The sequence below is a fragment of the Siccibacter turicensis LMG 23730 genome, assembly GCF_000463155.2.
Lineage (GTDB): Bacteria > Pseudomonadota > Gammaproteobacteria > Enterobacterales > Enterobacteriaceae > Siccibacter > Siccibacter turicensis.
On record NZ_AWFZ01000028.1, the window covers coordinates 15,172 to 35,363 of the forward strand.

The window sequence follows — 20,192 nt, forward strand, 5'->3', positions numbered from 1 at the left end:
TTTCAGGCGTAAAAGCATTCATGACAATTATTCATCGCGCCACGTTCACGCCGTGACGCCCTGCTCACCGCGCGGCAGCAGCCGCATCGGCTGATAAACGCGTCCGGTTTCTGCGCGTCATCGCCCGGTGTGCGCGGCGTCAACGCACTAAAACTTACTCTCAAAAGGCGGCCCGAAAAGGCTACCCTTTTTTATTCTTGTCATATACTCGATCTAACCTGAATTATTGCCGTAACGTACCGCTTCGTTTGAGGTTATCCCTGGTGCGTTTTTTTCGCGTGGCGTCAGTTAATTATTACAATTCAGCATGAATTCTTAGAAAAGATGATAAACAGGGATGCTAAAATTAGCTCTACACTGATACACAACCTGGAGGTAATAATCTGTATGTTTAATAAGGCGACACGCTTACCGCTATCCAGGGAGTCAGAAAGAGACGTTCGTTATGAGCTGGACCCCTGTGAACTGAAACTTGACGAGATGATGGATGCGGAGCCGCAGCCGGAGATGATCGAAGGGATGCCGGCGTCCGACGCGTTGACCCCGGCCGATCGCTATCTCGAACTCTTCGAGCATGTGCAGTCGTCTCGTATTTTTCCCGACAGCAAAACCTTTCCCGACTGCGCGCCAAAAGGCGACCCGCTCGATATTCTCATTAACTATCGTAAGGTTAAACGCAGCAAAGATTTCGACCTGCGTAAATTTGTAGAGGATAACTTTTATCTGCCTGAAACCGGCGGGCGTCATTATGTTTCAAATCCTGAAAATACATTACAGGAACATATTGATAGTCTGTGGCCGATATTAACCCGCGAACCGCAGGACCATATTGAATACTCCTCGCTGCTGCCCCTGCCCCAGGCTTACATTGTGCCGGGCGGTCGCTTCAGTGAAACCTACTATTGGGATTCCTATTTCACCATGCTGGGTCTGGCCGAGAGCGGGCGCGACGATCTGCTGCGCTGCATGGCCGACAACTTTGCCTGGATGATTGAGACCTACGGTCATATTCCCAACGGCAACCGCACCTACTATCTGAGCCGCTCCCAGCCGCCGGTGTTCGCGCTGATGGTGGAGCTGTTTGAAGAGGATGGCGTACGCGGTGCGCGACGCTATCTGGATCATCTGTTGAAAGAGTACGCCTTCTGGATGGACGGCGCCGAATCGCTGGCCAATAACCAGGCCTATCGTCACGTGGTGCGACTCCCGGACGGGTCCCTGCTGAACCGCTACTGGGACGACCGCGACACGCCGCGGGATGAGTCCTGGCTGGAAGACGTGCAGACCGCGAAACTGTCGGGGCGCCCGGCGGCGGAAGTTTACCGCGACCTGCGTGCGGGTGCGGCATCGGGCTGGGACTACTCCACCCGCTGGCTGCGCGATCCGCACCGTCTGGCGAGCATTCGCACCACCCAGTTTATTCCGGTGGATCTGAACGCCTTCCTCTATAAGCTGGAAACCGCCATTTCTAACATCGCCGGTCTGAAAAAAGATGAGCTGACTTCCGCCAGCTTCCGGCGCAAAGCGGCCGACCGCCTTGAAGCGGTGAACCGCTATCTGTGGGACGTGCAGACCGGCTGCTATCGCGACTACGACTGGCGACGCAATGAGCTGGCGTCGTTCTCGGCCGCCTGCGTGGTGCCGCTTTATGTTGGTATGGCGTCGGATGAACAGGCGCAGCTGCTGGCGCGCCACATCCGCGAACGCCTGCTGACCCCGGGCGGTATTCTTGCCACCGAGGTAGAGAGTGATGAGCAATGGGACAAACCCAACGGCTGGGCGCCGCTGCAGTGGATGGCGATTCAGGGGCTGAAAAACTATCACCTCGATGAGCTTTCCGACGAAATTGCCCAGAACTGGCTAGCGACGGTGACGCGGTTCTACACCCAGCACCACAAGCTAATTGAGAAATATCACATCGGTAACTCCCAGGCGCGTCCCGGCGGCGGCGGCGAATACCCGCTCCAGGACGGTTTCGGCTGGACCAACGGCGTCACCCGCCGGTTGTTAGGCCTCTACAATAAGTCCTGAGCCCCCTTCCGTTATCTGCTTATCAGCCCGCGTAACCCGCGGGCTTTTTTTGCTGCTAAGCGCTTGCGGCACTGATGCTGAAGTTGTGCTGCAATACTAAAACAATAAGTATGTTGTAACTAATGAAGGGTGAAAAACAACCCGGCCTGTGCCGGGTCGCTTATTAGCACAGCGGGGCAACCGCGCTGCGCATGCCTTTACTCAGAATCGCATCCAGATCGGTGGCAACCTGTTCAGCCAGGCCCGGTACCTGGGTCAGGTCCTGCTCCCAGTGGTCGGCATCTGCCAGCACGCGGTCTACCAGTTCACGGGTAGCGATCTGTTTATCGCCGTGCATCTGCCACAGAGTGGCATAACGCTCCAGCCAGTGGGCATCGTCCTGCAACGGATAGGTGACACCGTCACGCTCGCCGCGGTAGAACGCAATCAGCGCAGCCAGCGCAAAGGTCAGGCGCGGTGGCACCAGCCCCGCCGCCTTCTGCCCTGCCAGCAGCTGCGGCAGAATACGGGTGCGGAACTTGGTCATGCCGTTCAGGGCAATAGAGAGCAGCTGGTGTTTGATGTACGGGTTGCGGAAACGGCTTACCACCGCATCGGCAAACGACTTCAGCTCATCCGCAGGCAGGTCGAGCACCGGAATGATCTCATCATGAATCGCTTTTTCTACAAAGCCGCAGATCTGCGCATCGTCCATCGCCTCACCCACGGTATCCAGCCCGGCCTGCCAGGCCACCGGCACCAGCGCAGTGTGCGCGCCGTTGAGGATCGCGACTTTACGCTCTTTATAGGGCTTGATGTTATCGACAATCAGCACGTTCAGCGGCAGTTGGTCGAGATGCAGCTCCCGGGCGAGCCAGGTGGGGCCCTGAATCACAAACAGATAGAAGTGTTCAGCGGTATCGAGAAACGCGTCGTGGTAGCCCAGTTCAGCTTCCAGCCCGGCGACCTCGTCGCGCGGATAACCGGTCACGATGCGGTCAACCAGGGTAGAGCAGAAGGTGTTTGCCGACTCCACCCAGGCGATAAACGCCGCCGGCAGCGCCCAGTCGTGGGCATAGCGCAGCACCAGCTCGCGCAGCGCCTCGCCGTTATAGTCGATAAGCTCACAGGGGATGATCACCCAGCCTTTGTCCTGCGCTCCGCTGAAATGGCTGTAGCGCTCGAACAGGAGACGCGTCAGCTTCGCCGGATAGCTGCTCGCCGGCGCGTCGTCGAATTTGTCGTCGGCGTGATAGCTGATGCCCGCCTCGGTGGTGTTGGAGAACACGAAGCGCATCTCCGGGTTGTGGGCGAGCTTCAGAAACTCGTCATACTGCCCGTACACGCTGATTTCACGATTCACCGAACGAATAAGGCGCGCATCGCTGACCGCGTCCCCTTTCTCATTCAGACCGCGAATGATAGTGGTATAGAGCCCATCCTGGGTGCTGAGAGACGGTGGGAAGGTGCTGTCGATGGGACGCACTACCACCACACCGGCATTCAGGTCGGTGTTTTCATTTAACAGATCGATTTGCCAGTCGACAAAAGCACGCAGGAAGTTCCCCTCACCGAACTGAATGATACGTTCAGGATAGTGAGCACCGGGAAAATCGCGACGATTCAAAGTTTTCACAGTCGATTCCTTGGTGAATTATTATCAGACAATGTAAGGCATTGCCGGACCACCGTATCAGAAACGATTAAAGTGAAACCCCGTTTTGATCAATTCGGGCAGACATATTAAAAAATTTATAAGGCTTTATAAAAAAGAGTTGTAGCGCAGGGTTCGCCGCCCGGCATCAGGGCGTAATCGGGGATGACGCCGGCACGCTGCCAGCCTGTGCGCGTATAGAAGGTTTCTGCGCCGCTGCCGGTGGCAGTGTCGAGTACCAGCAAGGTTTTGCCCGCGTCGCGTGCGGCCGCTTCGAGTTGTGCCATCAGCTGTTGCGCCACGCCCTGACGACGCGCGCGGCTGTGCACCAGCAGCTTCGCCACGTCGGCGCGGTGCGGCTGATTGTCCGGCTGGCCGGTGATAAGCTGCGCGGTGCCAACCACCTGCCCTGAAGCATCCTCGCCAATCAGTACCACACGCTCGTGCCCGGCGACGCCCAGCGCGATCTGCTGCCAGAACGCGGCGGCCCGCTCCCGGCTTAACGGCGACATAAAGCCAATCGATGCGCCGCTGTGGACGCTGTCGATTAACAGGTCCACGAGTTCATCAAGACGGGTCAGAATCTGGTGCGAAGCGAGACGGGAGAAGGTAAAGGACATAGTACGCGCCTGACTGAAACAGAGGCATTCACTATGCCAATGACCTGTCGGTAACGCAATCAGGCGCGTCAGAGGAAAAGGTTATGACGCGTCGGGCTCGCCCTTCTCGCGTTTGGCCTTCATGTGATACAGCCGCTGATCGGCGGTCTGGAACAGGGCCGCCAGTGAGCCGTGCTCAATCTCATCATACTCGGTCACGCCCCAGGAAAAGTTGAGCCGCCACGGACGCTCGGTGCAGGCGTTGAACGCGTTGACCTTCTCGGTCAGATACTGCATCGCAATCCACGCGCCCTTCTCATCGGTATCGGCAAACAGGATGGCAAACTCATCCCCGCCCTGACGCGCCAGCAGGTCGGCGCCGCGGAAGGAGCCTTTCATCAGCTCCGCCATCGCCAGCAGCGCGTCGTCACCCTCTTTATGGCCCCAGGTGTCGTTGATCGCCTTAAACTTATCAAGATCGATACAGGCCAGGGTCAGCGGCTCGGCGCGACGGCGCGAGCTGGAAAACGCGTAGGTCGCCATGTCCTTGAAGCCGCGGCGGTTCAGCAGCCCGGTCAGCTCATCGGTCGTGGCAGCGTTGACCACCGCAAACTCATCCTCAACAATCGCCGCCAGATCTTTCAACATCGCCACCTCTTCCGCGCCAAACTCGCGCGGGACGTTATCGATGATGCAGAACGACCCCGCGGTCGCGCCGTCGGGCAGATGCACCGGGCAGCCGGCATAGAAGCGCACGTTGGTCTCCCCGGTCACCAGCGGATTATCGAAAAACCGCTCGTCGTTATGGGTGTCGGGCACGATCAGCGGTTCGTTTTTCAGGATGGCGTGGGCGCAAAAGGAGATGTCACGCGGCACCTCCTGAACGCAGTAGCCGTCGCAGGACTTAAACCACAGCCGTTCCTGATCCACCAGGCTCACCAGCGCCACCGGCGCGTTGAACAGACGGCGGGCAAGACGCGTCAGGCGATCGAAACGTTCGGAAGGACCGCTATCGAGCAGACCGGATTCCTGTACCGAACGCAGGCGCTCGGCTTCGTTGTAGGGCGTTGCGGGTATCTTCATTTTAGTACCTGTAAGACACGGTTTAATCTAAGAATAGCGTATCGGACCTGCCTGTCCTGTCGATGCGCGGTTAATGCGCAAAAATTCGATTTTTACCCTGGCGTTTAGCCTGATAAAGCGCGTCATCCGCCGCTTTCAGCCAGTCGGTGACGTCCGCCATGGTATGGGTGGCGCTGGCAATACCGATGCTGAGGGTGAAATCCAGCGCCCGGTCCGGAGAGAGACGCAAAAGCGTCACCGCGTCCATGATGCGTCGCCCGACGTCATAGGCCTGCTCCAGCGTGGTTTCCGGCAGCAGCACCACAAACTCATCGCCGCCGAGACGCGCCGGGGTGTCGGTCTGACGCGTCACGATGCGCAAAATATCAGAGACCGCTATCAGCAGCGTATCCCCCACTTTATGGCCGAACCGGTCGTTCACGCTTTTGAAATCGTCAATGTCGATATACATCAGCGTGGAGTGGTGACAGTCGCCGTTGAGCTTATTCAGCTCGGAATTAATTTTGATCTCCAGCAGACGGCGATTGGCGATATCCAGAAACGGATCCATCATCGCAATATGCTCAAGCTCGCGGCTTTTCTCGCGTAACCGCGTGGCAATCCAGTCCGTCAGTGCGCTCAGCGCTAATAAATAAATAGCGATCAGCGGCAGCGTGGCCAGCATGGTTCGCTGCGTCACGTAACCCGCCACCGGCATGCCAAGCCAGGCCCAGCTGAATACAAAGGTCAATCCCAGCGCGATAGCCGCTTTGCGCATCAGCGCATAGCCCCCGGCCGACAGGCGGTCCGCCAGCAGTATGGTGGCGATCACCACCGACGGTAGCGGGTTCAGATGCATCATGGCGATCCAGAACCCGCCGGCGGCGGCGTCAAAAATCAGGTTTTGATGCTCGGCTCGCAGCGGCGTAACCGCGCGCCTGGCGCGCCAGAAGGCGAATCCGGGCCACAGAAAAGCGTTAGCTGCCAGCAGAAGCCAATGCCAGCGCTCGGTATGCTGCTCGTGAAGAACGGAAAGGATGGGGAAAAAACACAGAAACGTGCCCAGCATTCTCATCAGAAACATTCGTCTGACAAACCTGAGCCCCGGGATTTTTTCATTTTTTCGGCGTCGCTCAGGACTGCGCATCATGTAACGTTTCCACGTTTAAACCGCGCCATCTTATAAACGATATATTCTTCTGGCAAGCGTTTTGCGCCTTCCCGCTTATTAAGCGCTTTAAGATTATCCTTATAATAACACACTAATAATAAGGATTTCTTTCAGGGCGGTTATTTCTGTGAAGCGGTGGGATTAATTATCAGGCTAAGCCGAAGGGTTATTTGCAGAAAATAGCAGCGGCAAACGTTAAGCCGTACCCGGCGCCACGGAAATAATTCCCGTGGCGAGGTAACGTCAATGACGAAACGCGGAGGCTGTCAGCCCGCGCGCTGCGCCGCCGATTCAAGGACGTCCGGTTCCGCGCTGGTACGGTTGCGGCCCGCGTTTTTAGAGAGGTAGAGGTAGCGGTCAGCCTTAGGCATCAGCTGAATAAAGGCGTCGGTGTACGAGCTCCACAGCCGGGCCTGGCTACCCAGGCCGATGCTGACCGTAAGCCACAGGCGGTTCTTTTTCCATTCGAACGGGTGCTGGGCCACCGCGGTGCGGATCTCTTCCGCTATCTGGTAGCCCTCTTCAGCCGCCGCATTGGGACAGAACACCACAAACTCCTCGCCGCCCATGCGCGCCACCAGCCCGCGCTCCCCGACGATCTGGTTGACCTTATTGGCAAACGCCGCCAGCACCAGGTCGCCGCACTCATGGCCGTAGCTGTCGTTGATGCCTTTGAAATAGTCGATATCCAGCAGCATCACGCTCATCTCCTGAGGGACGTTGCCGTTTTCATCCATGCTCTTCAGCGTCTCGTGCAGCCCGGAACGGGAGTAGACCCCGGTGAGATAGTCGTAATCCGCCCGGCGCGATACCTGCGCCATCAGCTTATTGATCGCCGCGACGCTGATCGAGACAATCAGCGGGCAGATGGCAATGGTGGCGATGCCAAGCCGCGCCGAAAACATCTGGCTGGTCACCACCGTCGCGTGGCTGTTGATTTCAATAATCGAGTTGGCGACCAGCACGATCTCAATCACGCCGGTGAGGAAGGTCACCAGACAGGAGGCCGGCAGCGTAAAGCGCACCGCACACCAGATCAGCGCCGGCAGCGGAAACGCCAGACTCCCCGCCCCGCCCACCATCACCGAGGCGAACAGCGAAACCGCCACTCCCAGCAAGGGGTAGATTTTGTCCGCGGAGATTTTCTCCTTAAACAGCGGGCGCTTCATGGTCAGCATGCAGGGCAGAATCAGTACCCCGGTGGCAAACTGCTCGCTGAACCAGTCGGCGAACAGCGGCAGGAAATTGCGATCGTCGATATCAATGGACGCCACCGCCCCGAATAAGGCGCTGAGCAGCGCGCCTATCAGACAGTAATTAAACAGGTTAAGGGCGTTAATCGCCCGCGGCGTTCCCCTGGAGCGCACCTGATCGCGGATCAGCAGGCGCGCCACCAGCACGATGAAAATCATATTCGAGAAGTTAACCGCCAGCGACGAGATGCCCCAGTTGGTGGTCACCGAGTCATAGACGATCATCGCCAGATAGCAGATGAAATAGTAGAGCGGCTTGTTAAGAAAGGCGTAGCGGGCAAAAATGCCGGCCATCACACCATTCAGCGGCCAGAACAGCGAAAGCTCATCCACCAGCCGCAGCATGGCGCCAAAAAAATAAAATAACGTGGTCAGGATAAAAACACCGGCCACGTTTATTAAAAGTTTATCTTCGCTAAAAAAATAACGCTTACCAGAATAAGCCGTGGTCATTCGATTGGAATCCAAGTAATTGCCCCGTGCAATTATCGCGCTCGATCCTAAAATACCGTTTAGCTTAGCATGTTCGGGCAAGTTTAGTCGCCGCAAACAGGATAATTAACCGCTCTATTTCCGGGATTAACACCGGGTAAAATTACGGCCGCGCGGGGGTATTCATCTCCATTACCAGCCAGCGATGGATCACGCTGACGATCCAGGCCTGTTGACGCTCAGAGAGCGGTTGCCCTGCCGGGATGGCGTGCCACTTCGCGAGGCAGCCGCGACAGCAGGTGGCCGTGGCGTGCTGGGCGATAAACACCGGGTGGCCGCGCATCGGCGTCTGCTTGCCGTCGTTGCCGGGCAAAGCCGCGGCCAGCCGTTGGGCGACAAAGTCTGCCGCGTGCCGATCGATGGTCTCTGCGCCCTTATCGAGACAGTACTGACGCTCTTTGGCGCCGAGGTGAAAGCGCTGACGAAAGGTCGAGCGCTGCAGGCGGCTGAACACCGCGTCAATGTTTTGCATGCTGCCTCCCGGTTAAAAAATGGAACGGCCGATGCGCCCGGCGAGGATCTCCAGCGCCGCAATACCGGCCAGCGAGTTACCGGCATGATCCAGCTCCGGGCTCCATACCGCAATCGACATCTCGTGCGGGACAATCGCGACGATACCGCCTCCAACGCCGGATTTACCCGGCATCCCGACCCGCCACGCAAACTCGCCGGAGTTTTCATACATGCCGCTGGTCGCCATCAGGGCGTTGATCTGCCGCGTCTGGAGCGGCGTGATAACCGGCGTATCCAGGTGCGGCGCGCGCCCCTGACAGGCCAGGAACAGAAAGGTCTTCGCCATCTCCTCACAGCTCATTTTCAGGGCGCAGTAGTGGAAATAGCTTTGCAGAACGGTCATCACATCGTTATTGAAGTTGCCGAAGGACTTCATCAGCCAGGCGATGGCCGCATTGCGCGCGGCGTGCTCAAACTCAGAGCGGGCAACCCGGGTGTCGTACACCAGGTCATCGACCCCCGCCAGGCGGCGCACCACTTCCAGCATACGCTGCTTCGGGGCGCTGAGCCGCGACTGAAGCATGTCGCACACCACCAGCGCACCGGCGTTGATAAAGGGGTTACGCGGTTTGCCCTGCTCCAGCTCAAGCTGCAACAGCGAGTTGAACGGCTGCCCGGAGGGATCTTTCCCGACGCGCTGCCAGATCTCGTCGTCGTCGTAGAGGCCCATCGCCACCACAAGGCTCAGCACCTTCGACACCGACTGAACCGAGAAGCGCTCCGCCGCGTCGCCCGCGCTGAAGCAGTCGCCCTCAACGGTGCAGATGGCAATCCCGAGCTTGTTCGACGATACTTCCGCCAGCGCCGGAATGTAATCGGCCACCTTGCCGCGCCCAATCAGCGGACGCACCTGGTGCAGAATATCGTCCAGTAACCCGTTGTCTAATGTTGTTGCCACCTGCGCGCTCCTCCCTGTTAAAACGGCCGGGAGTATATCAGACCGCAGCGGCCTCAGGCAGACGGAAACGTGCAATGGCCTCATCAAGCCGCTGCGATTCATCGCGCAGGCGGCGCGAGGCGTCGGCGCTCTGCTCCACCAGCGTGCCGGTATGGGTGGCAACCTGATTGAGCGCGCCAATGCGGTGCGTCACCGCGTGAATACTGGCCCCCTGGTTGACGGTGGCGGTAGAGATTTCGCTCAGCAGCCCGGTCAGTTTCCCCACCAGGCCCGTGACCTGCTGCAGGTTGCTCTCCAGCCGTGAGACTGCCTGAGAGCCGGCTTCAATGCCCTGCAAAGAGTGATGGATCAGTTGTTGAATGGTGCTGGTGGACTGGCTGCTCTGACGCGCCAGCAGGCCCACTTCGCGCGCCACCACCGCAAAGCCCCGCCCGTGGTTGCCGGCGTGGGCCGCTTCGATGGCCGCGTTAAGCGCCAGAATATTGGTCTGAAACGCGACGTTATCGATAAGCGCCACGATGCCGCGCATTTCGTCGGATCGGGCGACGATATCCTGCATCGAGTCGTTAACGGTCTGCATCATGGTATCGCCGCCGCTGGCAATGACCCGCGCTTCGTCGGCGCGCTGATTTGCCACCCGCGCATACTCGCTGTTCTCCTCCACGTGCGACTCAAGAGAGGCGATGTGGGTGGTGACGTTTTCCAGCTCCTGCGCCTGCCGCGCCGACTGGCGAGAGAGCTGCTGGTTGTCCTCGGCCAACTGGTTGATGTTATCGATCATCGCCCCGGTCACGTCGCGCACGTCCTGCACCAGGCGACGCAGTCCCTGCTGCATCTCCCGCACGCTGGCGTGCAGCTCCCCGACTTCGCGGCTGCGATGCGGGACGGCGGGCAGCGGCGTGGCGAGGTCCCCCGCCGCCAGCACGTGAATATGCACAATCAGCTGGCGGAGCGGGCGGATCACCCAGCTCGCGACCCCGCGCCACACCAGCACCGCAATCACCCCGAGCCCGACCAGCACCGCGATAAACAGATTTTTCGCCGAGGCCAGGCTGCTCATCAGGGCGTGGCTGGCGGCATCGGTTTGCCGGGCGGTGGCCCGCTGGTACTGGGCGTACTGCTCGTTGAAGTCGGTCTGGAACGCCTGGGCGGGAACGATAAAGAAGGCGTCGATGCTCTTATCCTTCTGCATGCTGTCGGCCATCTCCTTGAGCGCGCCATAGAACTGCTGATAGCTGGCCAGTAGCGGATCGTCTTTCCTGGGGTAGCCGGCGCTGAAGGCGGTGAACGCCTGTTGAGAGTGCGCCAGCGCGCGCTGGGCCTCTTCGGTCAGGCTCACCCAGCTCCCGTCGGAGCCGGTCTCTTTATCCTGCATAAACCACACGCCGCCGCGGTTTAGCAGATCGCTGGCGGTAAGCAGCGCCACGCGCGCCTCGTCCATCTTCATCTGCTGCTGGCGCTGCTGCTCACGCAGCTCCACGCTCTGCCGGGTATCGTGCAGCAGCGAGGAGACCAGCACGGTGGAGAGGATCTGCAGGGCGGAGAAGAGCGCGATGACGCACAAAATCCCGGCCAGTAATCCGAACTGCCGGGGCCGGAGAAGGCGGCGCATCGCGCCGGAAATTTGACTTAGGTTCATGATATTCTTCAGTAAAAGCCAGATAGGGCGAGTCTACTGAATAAAAATGTCATATTTATTGCAGGGGCATGATGGCGCCGCCGGGCGGCGGCGCGCTGGGTTAACGGCGGTTTTTCCACACCGTCTGCACGTTGCAGAACTCGCGCAGGCCAAAGTGTGACAGCTCACGCCCGTAGCCGCTCTTCTTCACGCCCCCGAAGGCGACGCGCGGATCGCTGGCCGACCAGCCGTTGATGAACACGCCGCCGCACTCCAGACGCTGCGCCAGCGTGTCGGCCAGCGCCTCGTCGGCGGTAAAGATCGTCGCGCTCAGGCCAAAGTCGCTGTCGTTCGCCAGGGCCAGCGCATGCTCCGCGTCCTTTGCCACGCTAATGGCGGCCACCGGGCCAAACAGCTCCTGACGAAACGCGGTCATCTGCGGGGTGACGTCGGCCAGCACCGTGGGCGCGTAGAAGTTACCCGGCCCGTCGAGCTTTTCGCCGCCCAGCAGCAGGGTCGCCCCTTCACGCAGGGTGGCCTGCACCTGCTGATGCAGCTCCTCGCGCAGATCGTCGCGCGCCATCGGGCCGATCCCGGTTGTCTCGTCACGCGGATCGCCGAGCACCAGTTCGCGGGTCATCGCCACGAAACGTGCGGTAAACGCCGGGGCTATGCCCTCTTCAATAATGAAGCGTTTGGCTGCCGCGCACACCTGCCCGGTGTTCTGGTAGCGCCCCGCGACGGCTGCGCGTACCGCGGTGTCGAGATCGGCATCGTTGAGCACGATAAAGGGGTCGCTGCCGCCCAGCTCCAGCACGCATTTTTTCAGCGCCGCCCCGGCCTGCGCCGCGATAGCCCCGCCGGCGCGCACGCTGCCGGTGACGGTGACCGCGGCGATGCGCGCGTCGTTGATGGCGGTGCTGACCGCATCGTTATCCGCTACCATCACCTCAAACGCGCCGCTCGGGAAGCCCGCCGCGTTCATGAGTTCTTCAATCAGCAGCGCGCTGCCGGTGACGTTTGGCGCGTGCTTGAGCAGATAGCTGTTCCCGGCCAGCAGGATGGGTACCGCCCCGCGCAGCACCTGCCACAGCGGGAAGTTCCACGGCATTACCGCCAGCACCGGGCCAAGCGGGCGATATTCGATCGCGGCCTGGTTGTTTTCCACCAGCGTCGGCTCGCTTGCCAGCATAGCCGGGCCGTGGGTGGCGTACCACTCGCACAGCGAGGCGGATTTTTCGAATTCGGCGCGCGCCTGGAGGATGGGTTTGCCCATCTCGGCGGTGATGGTCTGCGCCACCTCTTCGCTGCGTTCGCGTATCGCGCTGGCAAGACGGATCAGCAGCGCGGCGCGCTGGTCGGGGCTGAGCGCGCGCATCGCCGCCGCGCCGCGGGCGACGCTGACCAGCGCCGCCTCAACCTGATGGGCGTCGGCCCAGGGATACGCGCCGATGATCTCACCGGTATAAGGGTTGCGGGACTGCGCATGGGGTGCGGATGACGACATGATGAACTCCTGGCAAAAAACGATGACGCCAGCCTGCCCGCTTTTCATGTTCGTTAAAAGTGAATAATATTAAGCACACCATTCACGAATTGAGAACAACATGGATCTGACCCAGCTGGAGATGTTCAACGCCGTTGCCGAAAGCGGCAGCATTACCGCGGCGGCGAAACGCGTCCATCGCGTACCGTCCAACCTCACCACCCGCATTCAGAAGCTTGAGGAGGAGCTGGGGGTAGCACTGTTCATTCGTGAAAATCAGCGGCTGAGGCTCTCGTCGGCCGGGCACAGCTTTCTGCGCTACAGCCAGCGCATCACCGGGCTGGTGGACGAGGCGCGCCGCGTGGTGGCCGGAGATGAGCCGGAAGGCCTGTTCGCGCTGGGATCGCTCGAAAGCGCCGCCGCGGTCAGGCTGCCGCTGCCGCTGGCGCGCTTTAAGCAGCGCTACCCCAAAATCCAGTTCAATCTGGTCACCGGCCCCTCCGGTACCATGATCGACGCGGTGCTCGACGGGTCACTGAGCGCCGCGTTTGTCGACGGACCGCTACTGCATCCGCAGCTGGACGGCGTACCGGTGTTCGAGGAGGAGATGGTGATTGTTGCCCCGGCAGAGCACGCCCCGCTGACCCGCGCCCGTGACGCCGACGGCGAGCAGGTCTACGCGTTTCGCGCCAACTGCTCCTACCGACGCCATTTTGAGAGCTGGTTTCACGATGACGGCGCGCGCCCTGGCCACATCCATGAGATGGAGTCCTATCACGGTATGCTGGCCTGCGTGATCGCCGGGGCTGGCCTGGCGCTGATGCCGCGCAGCATGCTGGAGAGCATGCCGGCTCACGATCAGGTCAGCGTCTGGCCGCTGGCGGGGCACTGGCGCTATCTCGCTACCTGGCTTATCTGGCGGCGCGGCGCGCTGACGCCGACGCTGGAAGCCTTCACCGCCCTGCTTGCCGAAATGAAAAGCGCGGGCGTATAAGTAAAGGCAATTACCTCATCCGCACGGCATGGTGTAGGGTCGTGGCAGCGTAACTGACTGAGTATGGAAGCGAAATGAACACAAAACCCCGTAAAGTGATGATTATTGGCAGCGGAAATGTCGGTACGTCGGCGGCCTACGCGCTATTGAACCAGAACATCTGTGAAGCGCTGCTGCTTGTCGATCTCGACACCGCGCGCGTTGAGGGCCACTGTCAGGATCTGCGCGACGCCGCGGCCTTTATGCCCGGCATGATGTCGATTGACGTCCGCGACGCGGGCGACTGCGCCGATGTGGATATCGCGGTGCTGACCGTCTCGGGCGGGGCGCTGAAGCCCGGTCAGACGCGGCTGGACGAGCTGACCAACACGGCGCAGATCGTGAAAAAAATCGTTCCGCAGATGATGGCGGGCGGCTTCAACGGTATCTTCCTCGTCGCCACTAACCCCTGCGACATCATTACCTGGCAAGTGTGGCAGCTCTCCGGCCTGCCGCGCAGCCAGGTGATCGGCACCGGCGTCTGGCTCGACACCACTCGCCTGCGCCGTACTCTGGCGGAAAAGCTGGAGATTGGCGCCCAGAGCATCGACGCCTTTATCCTCGGCGAGCACGGCGACGCGCAGTTTCCGGTCTGGTCCCACTCGTCGGTCTACGGCTCGCCGGTGAGTGACGTCTGCCTGAAGCAGACCGGTCAACCGCTGGATCGCGACGCGCTGGCCGAAACGGTGCGCAAGCTGGGGTTTGAGATTTATGCCCGCAAAGGCTGCACCGAGTACGGCATCGCCGCCACCATCGCGGAGATCTGCCGCAATATCTTTACCGGCAGCCACCGCGCGCTGGCTATCTCCTGCATACTCGACGGGGAGTACGGCGAGCGCGGGCTGGCGATTGGCGTCCCGGCCGTGCTGGCCCAGTCCGGCGTGCAGCAGATTATCGAACTGCAGCTCGCCCCGGACGAGCAGGCGAAGTTCAGCCATGCGGTGTCGGTTATAAAAAGCAATATCGCCCGCCTGCCCTGACCCACTGGCCCTGGGCTATGCCTTTACCGGCCAGGCCGCCAGGGCCTTGATCTCTTTAAGCACGAACATGCTCTGCATCTCTTTGATACCCGGCAGGCGGCGGATCACCGCCATGGCGAACTCGGCGTAGGCATCGAGATCCGGGGCCACCACCTGTAACAGAAAATCAGCGTCGCCGCCGATGCTGTAGCAGGCCACCACGTCATCCAGGGCTGCGACCTCCTGCTCAAACCGGCGCGCGTCCGCCTCGCTGTGGCTGTCGATGGTGACGCGCACGAACACCATCACCCCCAGTCCTATCTTTTTACGGTTGAGTACTGCGCGATAGCCCTGAATCACCCCGTCCTCTTCCAGCTTGCGCACTTTGCGCCAGCACGGTGAGGGAGAGAGGCCGATCTCGTCGGCCAGCGTCTGGTTGGTCATCCGCGCGTCCGATTGCAGCAGGCTGAGAATACGTTTATCTGTCGGTCCAAGCGCCATAGAGGGATACTCCTTTCTGTAATATTTCCCCAAAGGGATAATCCTGCCCTATTTTTCCCTTTTGGCAACCAAATCAGACAACCTTTTCCTCACGCGCCGGTCGATAATAGCCAAGCGCGTGAGGGCGTCGCGTCTCACGCCCCGATCTGACTGACAAGGAACCACTATGAGATTTGATGCCAGCAGCCACCGCTGCATTATTGTTATCGAGCAGCATCTCAGCCCAGGGCTGGCCATGAATGCCGCCAGTGTTATCGGGATCAGCCTCGGTCGGCTGACCGACAACCTGGTCGGGCCCGATCTGCATAGCCTCGACGGCGTGGTGTATCCCGGTGTGATCACCGCCCCGCTGCCGGTGCTGCTGGCCTCCGGGGCGTATCTGCGCCAGCTGCATCTGCAAAGCAGTGAGGATGCGGCGCTGCTCGCCATGCCGTTCAGCGCGCTGGCCCAGTCGTGCAAGACCTACGATGAGTATGGGGAGCGGATTAGCACGGCCCCCAGCGATCAGATTGAACTGGTCGCGCTGGGGTTGATGGGGCCGAAGAAGACGATTACTCGTCTGAGCGGTAACCTGAAGCTGTATCGCTAACGATAAGGGCGGACGGGTGCCGCCCGATCTTCAGCGCAGAAAGATTTTCCCGATAAGGTAAGTGGTCGCCTGGCCGCCGATCAGCACCCGATCGCCCTGCCACTGACAGCGCAGCTCCCCGCCCCGGGCCGATACCTGGTGCGCCAGCAGCGTGGTTTTCCCCAGCCGTTCGCCCCAGTAGGGGATCAGCATCGAGTGCGTCGACCCGGTGACCGGATCCTCCGCCACCGCTTCGCCAGGACAGAAGAAGCGGCTGACAAAATCCACGCTGTCGCCCGGCGCCGTGACGCACACCATCTTATCCAGCGGCTTCAGGCGGTGGATGTCCGGCGTCAGGTCGCGCACCTGCTGCTCATTCTCCAGCACCACCATGTAGTCGCGCCCGGCGCTGACGGCGTGATACCGGGTGATGCCGAGGCAGTCGAGCAGCAGCGGCGGGACGTCACAGGGCTCGGTTTTCCATGCCGGGAAGTCGAGCGTCAGCCAGTCGCCGGCGCGCGTGACGCTCAGCTCCCCCACAAAGCGCGTCGAGAAGCGCACGGTGGTTTCCGGGTAATCGAGGTACTCAAAAATAACGTGGGCAGCGGCAAGCGTGGCGTGACCGCACAGGTCGATCTCACCCTGGGTTGTGAACCAGCGCAGGTCAAACCCGCTGTCGGTACGAATAAAGTACGCGGTTTCCGACTGGTTATGCTGCTGCGCCATGCTCAGCAGCGTCTCATCGGGCAACCACTCCACCAGCGGACACACCGCCGCCGCGTTGCCGCCAAAGGTGGTCTGGCTGAAGGCATCTACCATATAAAAATCGATGGTGTTCATCAGGTTACTCTCCATTTTTCCGTGCAGCAGGATGGCAGATTTGCGCCCGTCGCCTTTCCCTTTTAACAGGCGAAGCAGCCCCTGTATTCATCACATCTTCTCACCGCCGCGTTTCCCGGCCAAAAATGAGATTTAGATCACAAAATGGTTGAACTTGCGCCAGCGGAGGTTTTAAGATCGCCCCCTTACCTTTCTTCTCACCAACGCGATATTAACGACTATGACGATTAACACAGTCCCACGCAGTGTGGCGTGGTTGCGGGTGGTTACGCTTGCGGTCGCAGCGTTTATCTTTAACACCACTGAGTTTGTGCCGGTCGGGTTACTCTCGGATATCGCGCAAAGCTTCAATATGGAAACGGCGCAGGTCGGCATCATGCTCACCATCTACGCCTGGGTGGTGGCGCTGCTCTCCCTGCCGTTTATGCTGCTGACAAGCCAGGTGGAACGCCGCAGGCTGCTGATTGCGCTGTTTGTGCTGTTTATCGTCTGCCACGTGCTGTCGTTCCTCGCCTGGAGCTTTACCGTGCTGGTGATAAGCCGTATCGGCATTGCCTTCGCCCACGCTATCTTCTGGTCGATCACCGCCTCGCTGGCAATCCGCCTCGCGCCGGCAGGTAAAAAGGCCCAGGCCCTGAGCCTGCTGGCGACCGGTACCGCGCTGGCGATGGTGCTTGGCATCCCAATCGGGCGCATTGTCGGGCAGTATTTCGGCTGGCGAACCACCTTCTTTGTTATCGGCGTCGGCGCGCTGGTTACGCTGATTTGCCTGATTAAACTGCTGCCGTCGCTGCCAAGCGAGCACTCGGGATCGCTGAAAAGCCTGCCGATGCTGGCCCGCCGCCCGGCGCTGCTCAACATTTACGCGCTGATTGCCGTGGTGGTGACCGCGCACTATACGGCCTACAGCTATATCGAACCCTTTGTACAGACCGTGGCCGGACTGAGCGGCAACTTCGCCACCGTCCTGCTGCTGCTGTTAGGCAGCACCGGTATTCTCGGCAGCATTCTGTTCGGCAAGCTCGGCAACAACCACGGATCCACGCTGGTCAGCGGCGCCATCGGCCTGCTGGCGCTCTGTCTGGCGCTGTTGATGCCGGCCGCCAGCAACCCCACCACGCTGCTGATCCTCAGCGCCTTCTGGGGCATTGCCATGATGGTGATTGGTCTTGGGATGCAGGTAAAAGTGCTGGCGCTGGCGCCGGATGCCACCGATGTGGCGATGTCGCTGTTCTCGGGCATCTTTAACATTGGCATCGGGGCGGGCGCGCTGGTGGGGAGCCAGGTCAGCCAGCACCTGTCGATGGCCTCGATCGGTTATGTCGGCGCGCTACCGGCGCTGGCGGCGCTTATCTGGTCGGTGATGGTGTTTCGCCGCTGGCCCGCGCAGCTCGAAGAGCAGCACTCGGCGGTGTGAAAAAAAGGGTGGCCTGAGCCACCCTTTTTTAGTGGGGCTGACGCGCTAGCCGTGGTAGCTCGAGACAATCTCCAGCACGCCGTTGATCACGAACTGCACGCCCATGCAGACCAGCAGAAAGCCCATCAGGCGAGAGATCGCCTCGATACCGCCCTTGCCCACCAGCCGCATAATGGCCCCGGAACTGCGCAGCGAAACCCAGAGGATCAGCGCGACCGCGGCAAACACCAGCGGCGGCGCCAGCATCACCACCCAGTTAGAAAACTCTGCCCCGTGACGCACCGTTGACGCAGAGCTGATGATCATCGCAATGGTACCCGGCCCGGCGGTGCTTGGCATCGCCAGCGGCACAAAGGCGATGTTGACGTTGGACTCCTGCGTCATCTCCTCGGTTTTGCTCTTTGCCTCCGGCGTATCGTGCGCCTGCTGCTGCGGGAACAGCATCCGGAAGCCGATAAACGCGACGATAAGCCCACCGGCAATACGCAGACCGGGAATCGAAATGCCAAAGGTGTTCATCACCAGCTGCCCGGCATACCAGGCGACGACCATAATAATAAAGACGTAGATCGAGGCCATACGCGCCTGCTCGTTACGCTGGGCGGTGTTCATATTGCCAGCCAGCCCGAGGAACAGGGCGACAGTGGTCAGCGGGTTGGCAAGCGGCAGCAACACCACCAGGCCGAGTCCAATGGCTTTCACTAATTCCAGCATGATTCTCTCCTTGTCCGAACCGGAAGCGGTTCCGAAGTATATAAATGAAACGGGTGTAAATACCACCGGCGCGCGGCGCAATGCGTGACAATGTCACTTAAAACAGAGCATCATCCGGGCCGCGCTGCGCAAATAAACGTCACTGAATCAAGCTTTTGTCTCCCTAACTGAAACGGTTTAGCTAATCGTGGCATCGCGCGATTCATTCATTTGACAAATGGTTGCCGCGGCAATAATATCTCGCGTGACTAACTACTTGCCGGGGCAACCTCTGTGAAAAGCACAAGCGACCTGTTTAATGACATCATCCCTCTTGGACGTTTGATCCATCTGGTGAATCAGAAAAAGGACCGCCTGCTTAACGAGTATCTTTCGCCTCTGGACATCACCGCGGCGCAGTTCAAGGTGCTGTGTTCCATTCGCTGCGAAGTGTGCATTACGCCGGTGGAGTTGAAAAAAATCTTATCGGTCGATCTCGGTGCGCTGACGCGTATGGTTGACCGTCTGGTGTGTAAAGGCTGGATTGAACGTCTGCCTAACCCCAACGATAAGCGCGGTGTGCTGGTCCGGCTGACAGCAGACGGCGCCGCGCTGTGCGAGCAATGCCACCGTTTAGTGGGGCAGACGCTGCATCAGGAACTAACAAAAAATCTGACAAATGAGGAAGTGGCATCGCTTGAATACCTGCTCAAGAAGGTGCTGCCCTGAAACCAGGAGGTATGACAATGTCCAGACGTAATAATGATGCTGTCACAATCCTTAGCATTTTGGACTGGATCGAAGACAATCTGGAGTCCCCGCTGTCGCTTGAGAAAGTGTCCGAGCGCTCGGGTTACTCCAAATGGCATCTGCAACGCATGTTTAAGAAAGAGACCGGTCACTCGTTAGGCCAGTACATTCGGAACCGCAAGCTGACGGAGATTGCCCGCAAGCTCAAGCACAGCAATGAACCGATACTGTATCTGGCGGAGCGCTACGGGTTTGAATCACAGCAGACCCTGACGCGTACCTTTAAGAACTATTTTTCCGTGCCGCCGCACAAGTTCCGCATTACGGACATGCCCGGCGAAGCAAAATATTTGCATCCGCTAAATCACTAATAGCGAACCCAGGGGGCGATGCCCCCGCTATCGTCGCGAGACGTAACCGAGGAAATCATGAAACGTTATACCTGTGTGGCCGGTGCAGTACTGCTGCTGGCCTCGGGTTCGGTGCTGGCTGAACAGTCCGCCAGCACCACGATGCTGCCGTCGCGTGAGACCCTGATCGCCCCCGCCCCCCATAATGAGTCCCAGTGGGATCTCAACCATATGGGCGCCGGCAGCGATAAGTCCGACGAGCTCGGGGTGCCGTACTACAACACCCGGCAGTAAGCGTGACCGCCCCACCTTCTGGTGGGGCTTT

The 20,192-nt window shown here is 59.8% G+C and carries 20 protein-coding genes; 8 read left to right on the top strand and 12 right to left on the bottom strand.

What is annotated here, in order from left to right:
- The first annotated feature begins 387 nt into the window (after window positions 1-387).
- The gene (locus DW58_RS04525; RefSeq protein ID WP_024550458.1) at window positions 388-2,031 is read left to right on the top strand and encodes an alpha,alpha-trehalase; all 1,644 of its coding nucleotides are present in this window, start codon (window positions 388-390) and stop codon (window positions 2,029-2,031) included.
- 163 nt (window positions 2,032-2,194) lie between these two features.
- Here the strand turns inward: DW58_RS04525 and DW58_RS04530 are convergent, their stop codons facing one another.
- The 9 genes from DW58_RS04530 to DW58_RS04570 all read right to left on the bottom strand — a co-directional run bounded on the left by DW58_RS04530 (window position 2,195) and on the right by DW58_RS04570 (window position 12,777).
- Window positions 2,195-3,646 (bottom strand): tagaturonate reductase, encoded by a 1,452-nt coding sequence (locus DW58_RS04530; protein WP_024550457.1) that lies wholly within the window; start codon window positions 3,644-3,646, stop codon window positions 2,195-2,197.
- Between the two features lie 116 nt (window positions 3,647-3,762).
- Window positions 3,763-4,284, bottom strand: coding sequence for a GNAT family N-acetyltransferase (locus DW58_RS04535; RefSeq protein WP_024550456.1), 522 nt, complete (start codon window positions 4,282-4,284; stop codon window positions 3,763-3,765).
- Window positions 4,285-4,365: 81 nt separating this feature from the next.
- Window positions 4,366-5,346, bottom strand: coding sequence for a sensor domain-containing diguanylate cyclase (locus DW58_RS04540; RefSeq protein ID WP_024550455.1), 981 nt, complete (start codon window positions 5,344-5,346; stop codon window positions 4,366-4,368).
- A 70-nt stretch (window positions 5,347-5,416) separates the two neighbouring features.
- Entirely contained in the window at window positions 5,417-6,409 is a 993-nt protein-coding gene (locus DW58_RS04545; RefSeq protein WP_024550454.1) for a diguanylate cyclase, read from the bottom strand.
- Window positions 6,410-6,762: 353 nt separating this feature from the next.
- On the bottom strand, window positions 6,763-8,202 hold the full coding sequence (locus tag DW58_RS04550; RefSeq protein WP_029592564.1) for a GGDEF domain-containing protein: 1,440 nt from the start codon (window positions 8,200-8,202) through the stop codon (window positions 6,763-6,765).
- A gap of 142 nt (window positions 8,203-8,344) precedes the next feature.
- Complete coding sequence (locus DW58_RS04555; RefSeq protein ID WP_024550948.1) at window positions 8,345-8,713, bottom strand: DUF4186 domain-containing protein; 369 nt, start codon at window positions 8,711-8,713, stop codon at window positions 8,345-8,347.
- Window positions 8,714-8,725: 12 nt separating this feature from the next.
- On the bottom strand, window positions 8,726-9,652 hold the full coding sequence (glsB, locus tag DW58_RS04560; RefSeq protein WP_024550947.1) for a glutaminase B: 927 nt from the start codon (window positions 9,650-9,652) through the stop codon (window positions 8,726-8,728).
- A 37-nt stretch (window positions 9,653-9,689) separates the two neighbouring features.
- Window positions 9,690-11,291 carry a methyl-accepting chemotaxis protein gene (locus tag DW58_RS04565; RefSeq protein WP_029592566.1) on the bottom strand — a complete coding sequence of 534 codons (1,602 nt, stop codon included), beginning with the start codon at window positions 11,289-11,291 and terminating at the stop codon, window positions 9,690-9,692.
- A gap of 100 nt (window positions 11,292-11,391) precedes the next feature.
- On the bottom strand, window positions 11,392-12,777 hold the full coding sequence (locus DW58_RS04570) for an aldehyde dehydrogenase family protein (protein ID WP_029592568.1): 1,386 nt from the start codon (window positions 12,775-12,777) through the stop codon (window positions 11,392-11,394).
- A gap of 100 nt (window positions 12,778-12,877) precedes the next feature.
- Here DW58_RS04570 and ptrR point away from each other — a divergent pair, with 100 nt between their 5' ends.
- Both ptrR and DW58_RS04580 read left to right on the top strand, forming a co-directional pair.
- Window positions 12,878-13,750 carry a putrescine utilization regulator PtrR gene (ptrR, locus tag DW58_RS04575; RefSeq protein WP_024548723.1) on the top strand — a complete coding sequence of 291 codons (873 nt, stop codon included), beginning with the start codon at window positions 12,878-12,880 and terminating at the stop codon, window positions 13,748-13,750.
- 74 nt (window positions 13,751-13,824) lie between these two features.
- Complete coding sequence (locus DW58_RS04580; protein WP_024548724.1) at window positions 13,825-14,769, top strand: L-lactate dehydrogenase; 945 nt, start codon at window positions 13,825-13,827, stop codon at window positions 14,767-14,769.
- A gap of 15 nt (window positions 14,770-14,784) precedes the next feature.
- On the opposite strand, the gene DW58_RS04585 is transcribed toward DW58_RS04580, so the two are convergent.
- Window positions 14,785-15,249, bottom strand: coding sequence for an Lrp/AsnC family transcriptional regulator (locus tag DW58_RS04585; protein WP_024548725.1), 465 nt, complete (start codon window positions 15,247-15,249; stop codon window positions 14,785-14,787).
- 166 nt (window positions 15,250-15,415) lie between these two features.
- On the opposite strand from DW58_RS04585, the gene DW58_RS04590 reads away from it, so the two are divergent.
- Complete coding sequence (locus DW58_RS04590) at window positions 15,416-15,838, top strand: DUF2000 domain-containing protein (protein ID WP_024548726.1); 423 nt, start codon at window positions 15,416-15,418, stop codon at window positions 15,836-15,838.
- Window positions 15,839-15,868: 30 nt separating this feature from the next.
- Here DW58_RS04590 and DW58_RS04595 read toward each other — a convergent pair whose 3' ends face one another.
- A complete protein-coding gene (locus DW58_RS04595; protein ID WP_024548727.1) occupies window positions 15,869-16,657 on the bottom strand; it encodes a PhzF family phenazine biosynthesis protein in 789 nt (262 codons plus the stop codon).
- A 220-nt stretch (window positions 16,658-16,877) separates the two neighbouring features.
- On the opposite strand from DW58_RS04595, the gene DW58_RS04600 reads away from it, so the two are divergent.
- Entirely contained in the window at window positions 16,878-18,074 is a 1,197-nt protein-coding gene (locus tag DW58_RS04600; protein WP_024548728.1) for a sugar transporter, read from the top strand.
- Between the two features lie 45 nt (window positions 18,075-18,119).
- On the opposite strand, the gene DW58_RS04605 is transcribed toward DW58_RS04600, so the two are convergent.
- Complete coding sequence (locus tag DW58_RS04605) at window positions 18,120-18,788, bottom strand: MarC family NAAT transporter (RefSeq protein WP_024548729.1); 669 nt, start codon at window positions 18,786-18,788, stop codon at window positions 18,120-18,122.
- A gap of 273 nt (window positions 18,789-19,061) precedes the next feature.
- On the opposite strand from DW58_RS04605, the gene marR reads away from it, so the two are divergent.
- The 3 genes from marR to marB are packed head-to-tail and all read left to right on the top strand — an operon-like array spanning window position 19,062 to window position 20,161.
- On the top strand, window positions 19,062-19,496 hold the full coding sequence (marR, locus tag DW58_RS04610; protein WP_024548730.1) for a multiple antibiotic resistance transcriptional regulator MarR: 435 nt from the start codon (window positions 19,062-19,064) through the stop codon (window positions 19,494-19,496).
- Between the two features lie 17 nt (window positions 19,497-19,513).
- A complete protein-coding gene (marA, locus tag DW58_RS04615; RefSeq protein ID WP_024548731.1) occupies window positions 19,514-19,888 on the top strand; it encodes an MDR efflux pump AcrAB transcriptional activator MarA in 375 nt (124 codons plus the stop codon).
- 57 nt (window positions 19,889-19,945) lie between these two features.
- Entirely contained in the window at window positions 19,946-20,161 is a 216-nt protein-coding gene (marB, locus tag DW58_RS04620; RefSeq protein ID WP_024548732.1) for a multiple antibiotic resistance protein MarB, read from the top strand.
- Window positions 20,162-20,192: the final 31 nt, after the last annotated feature.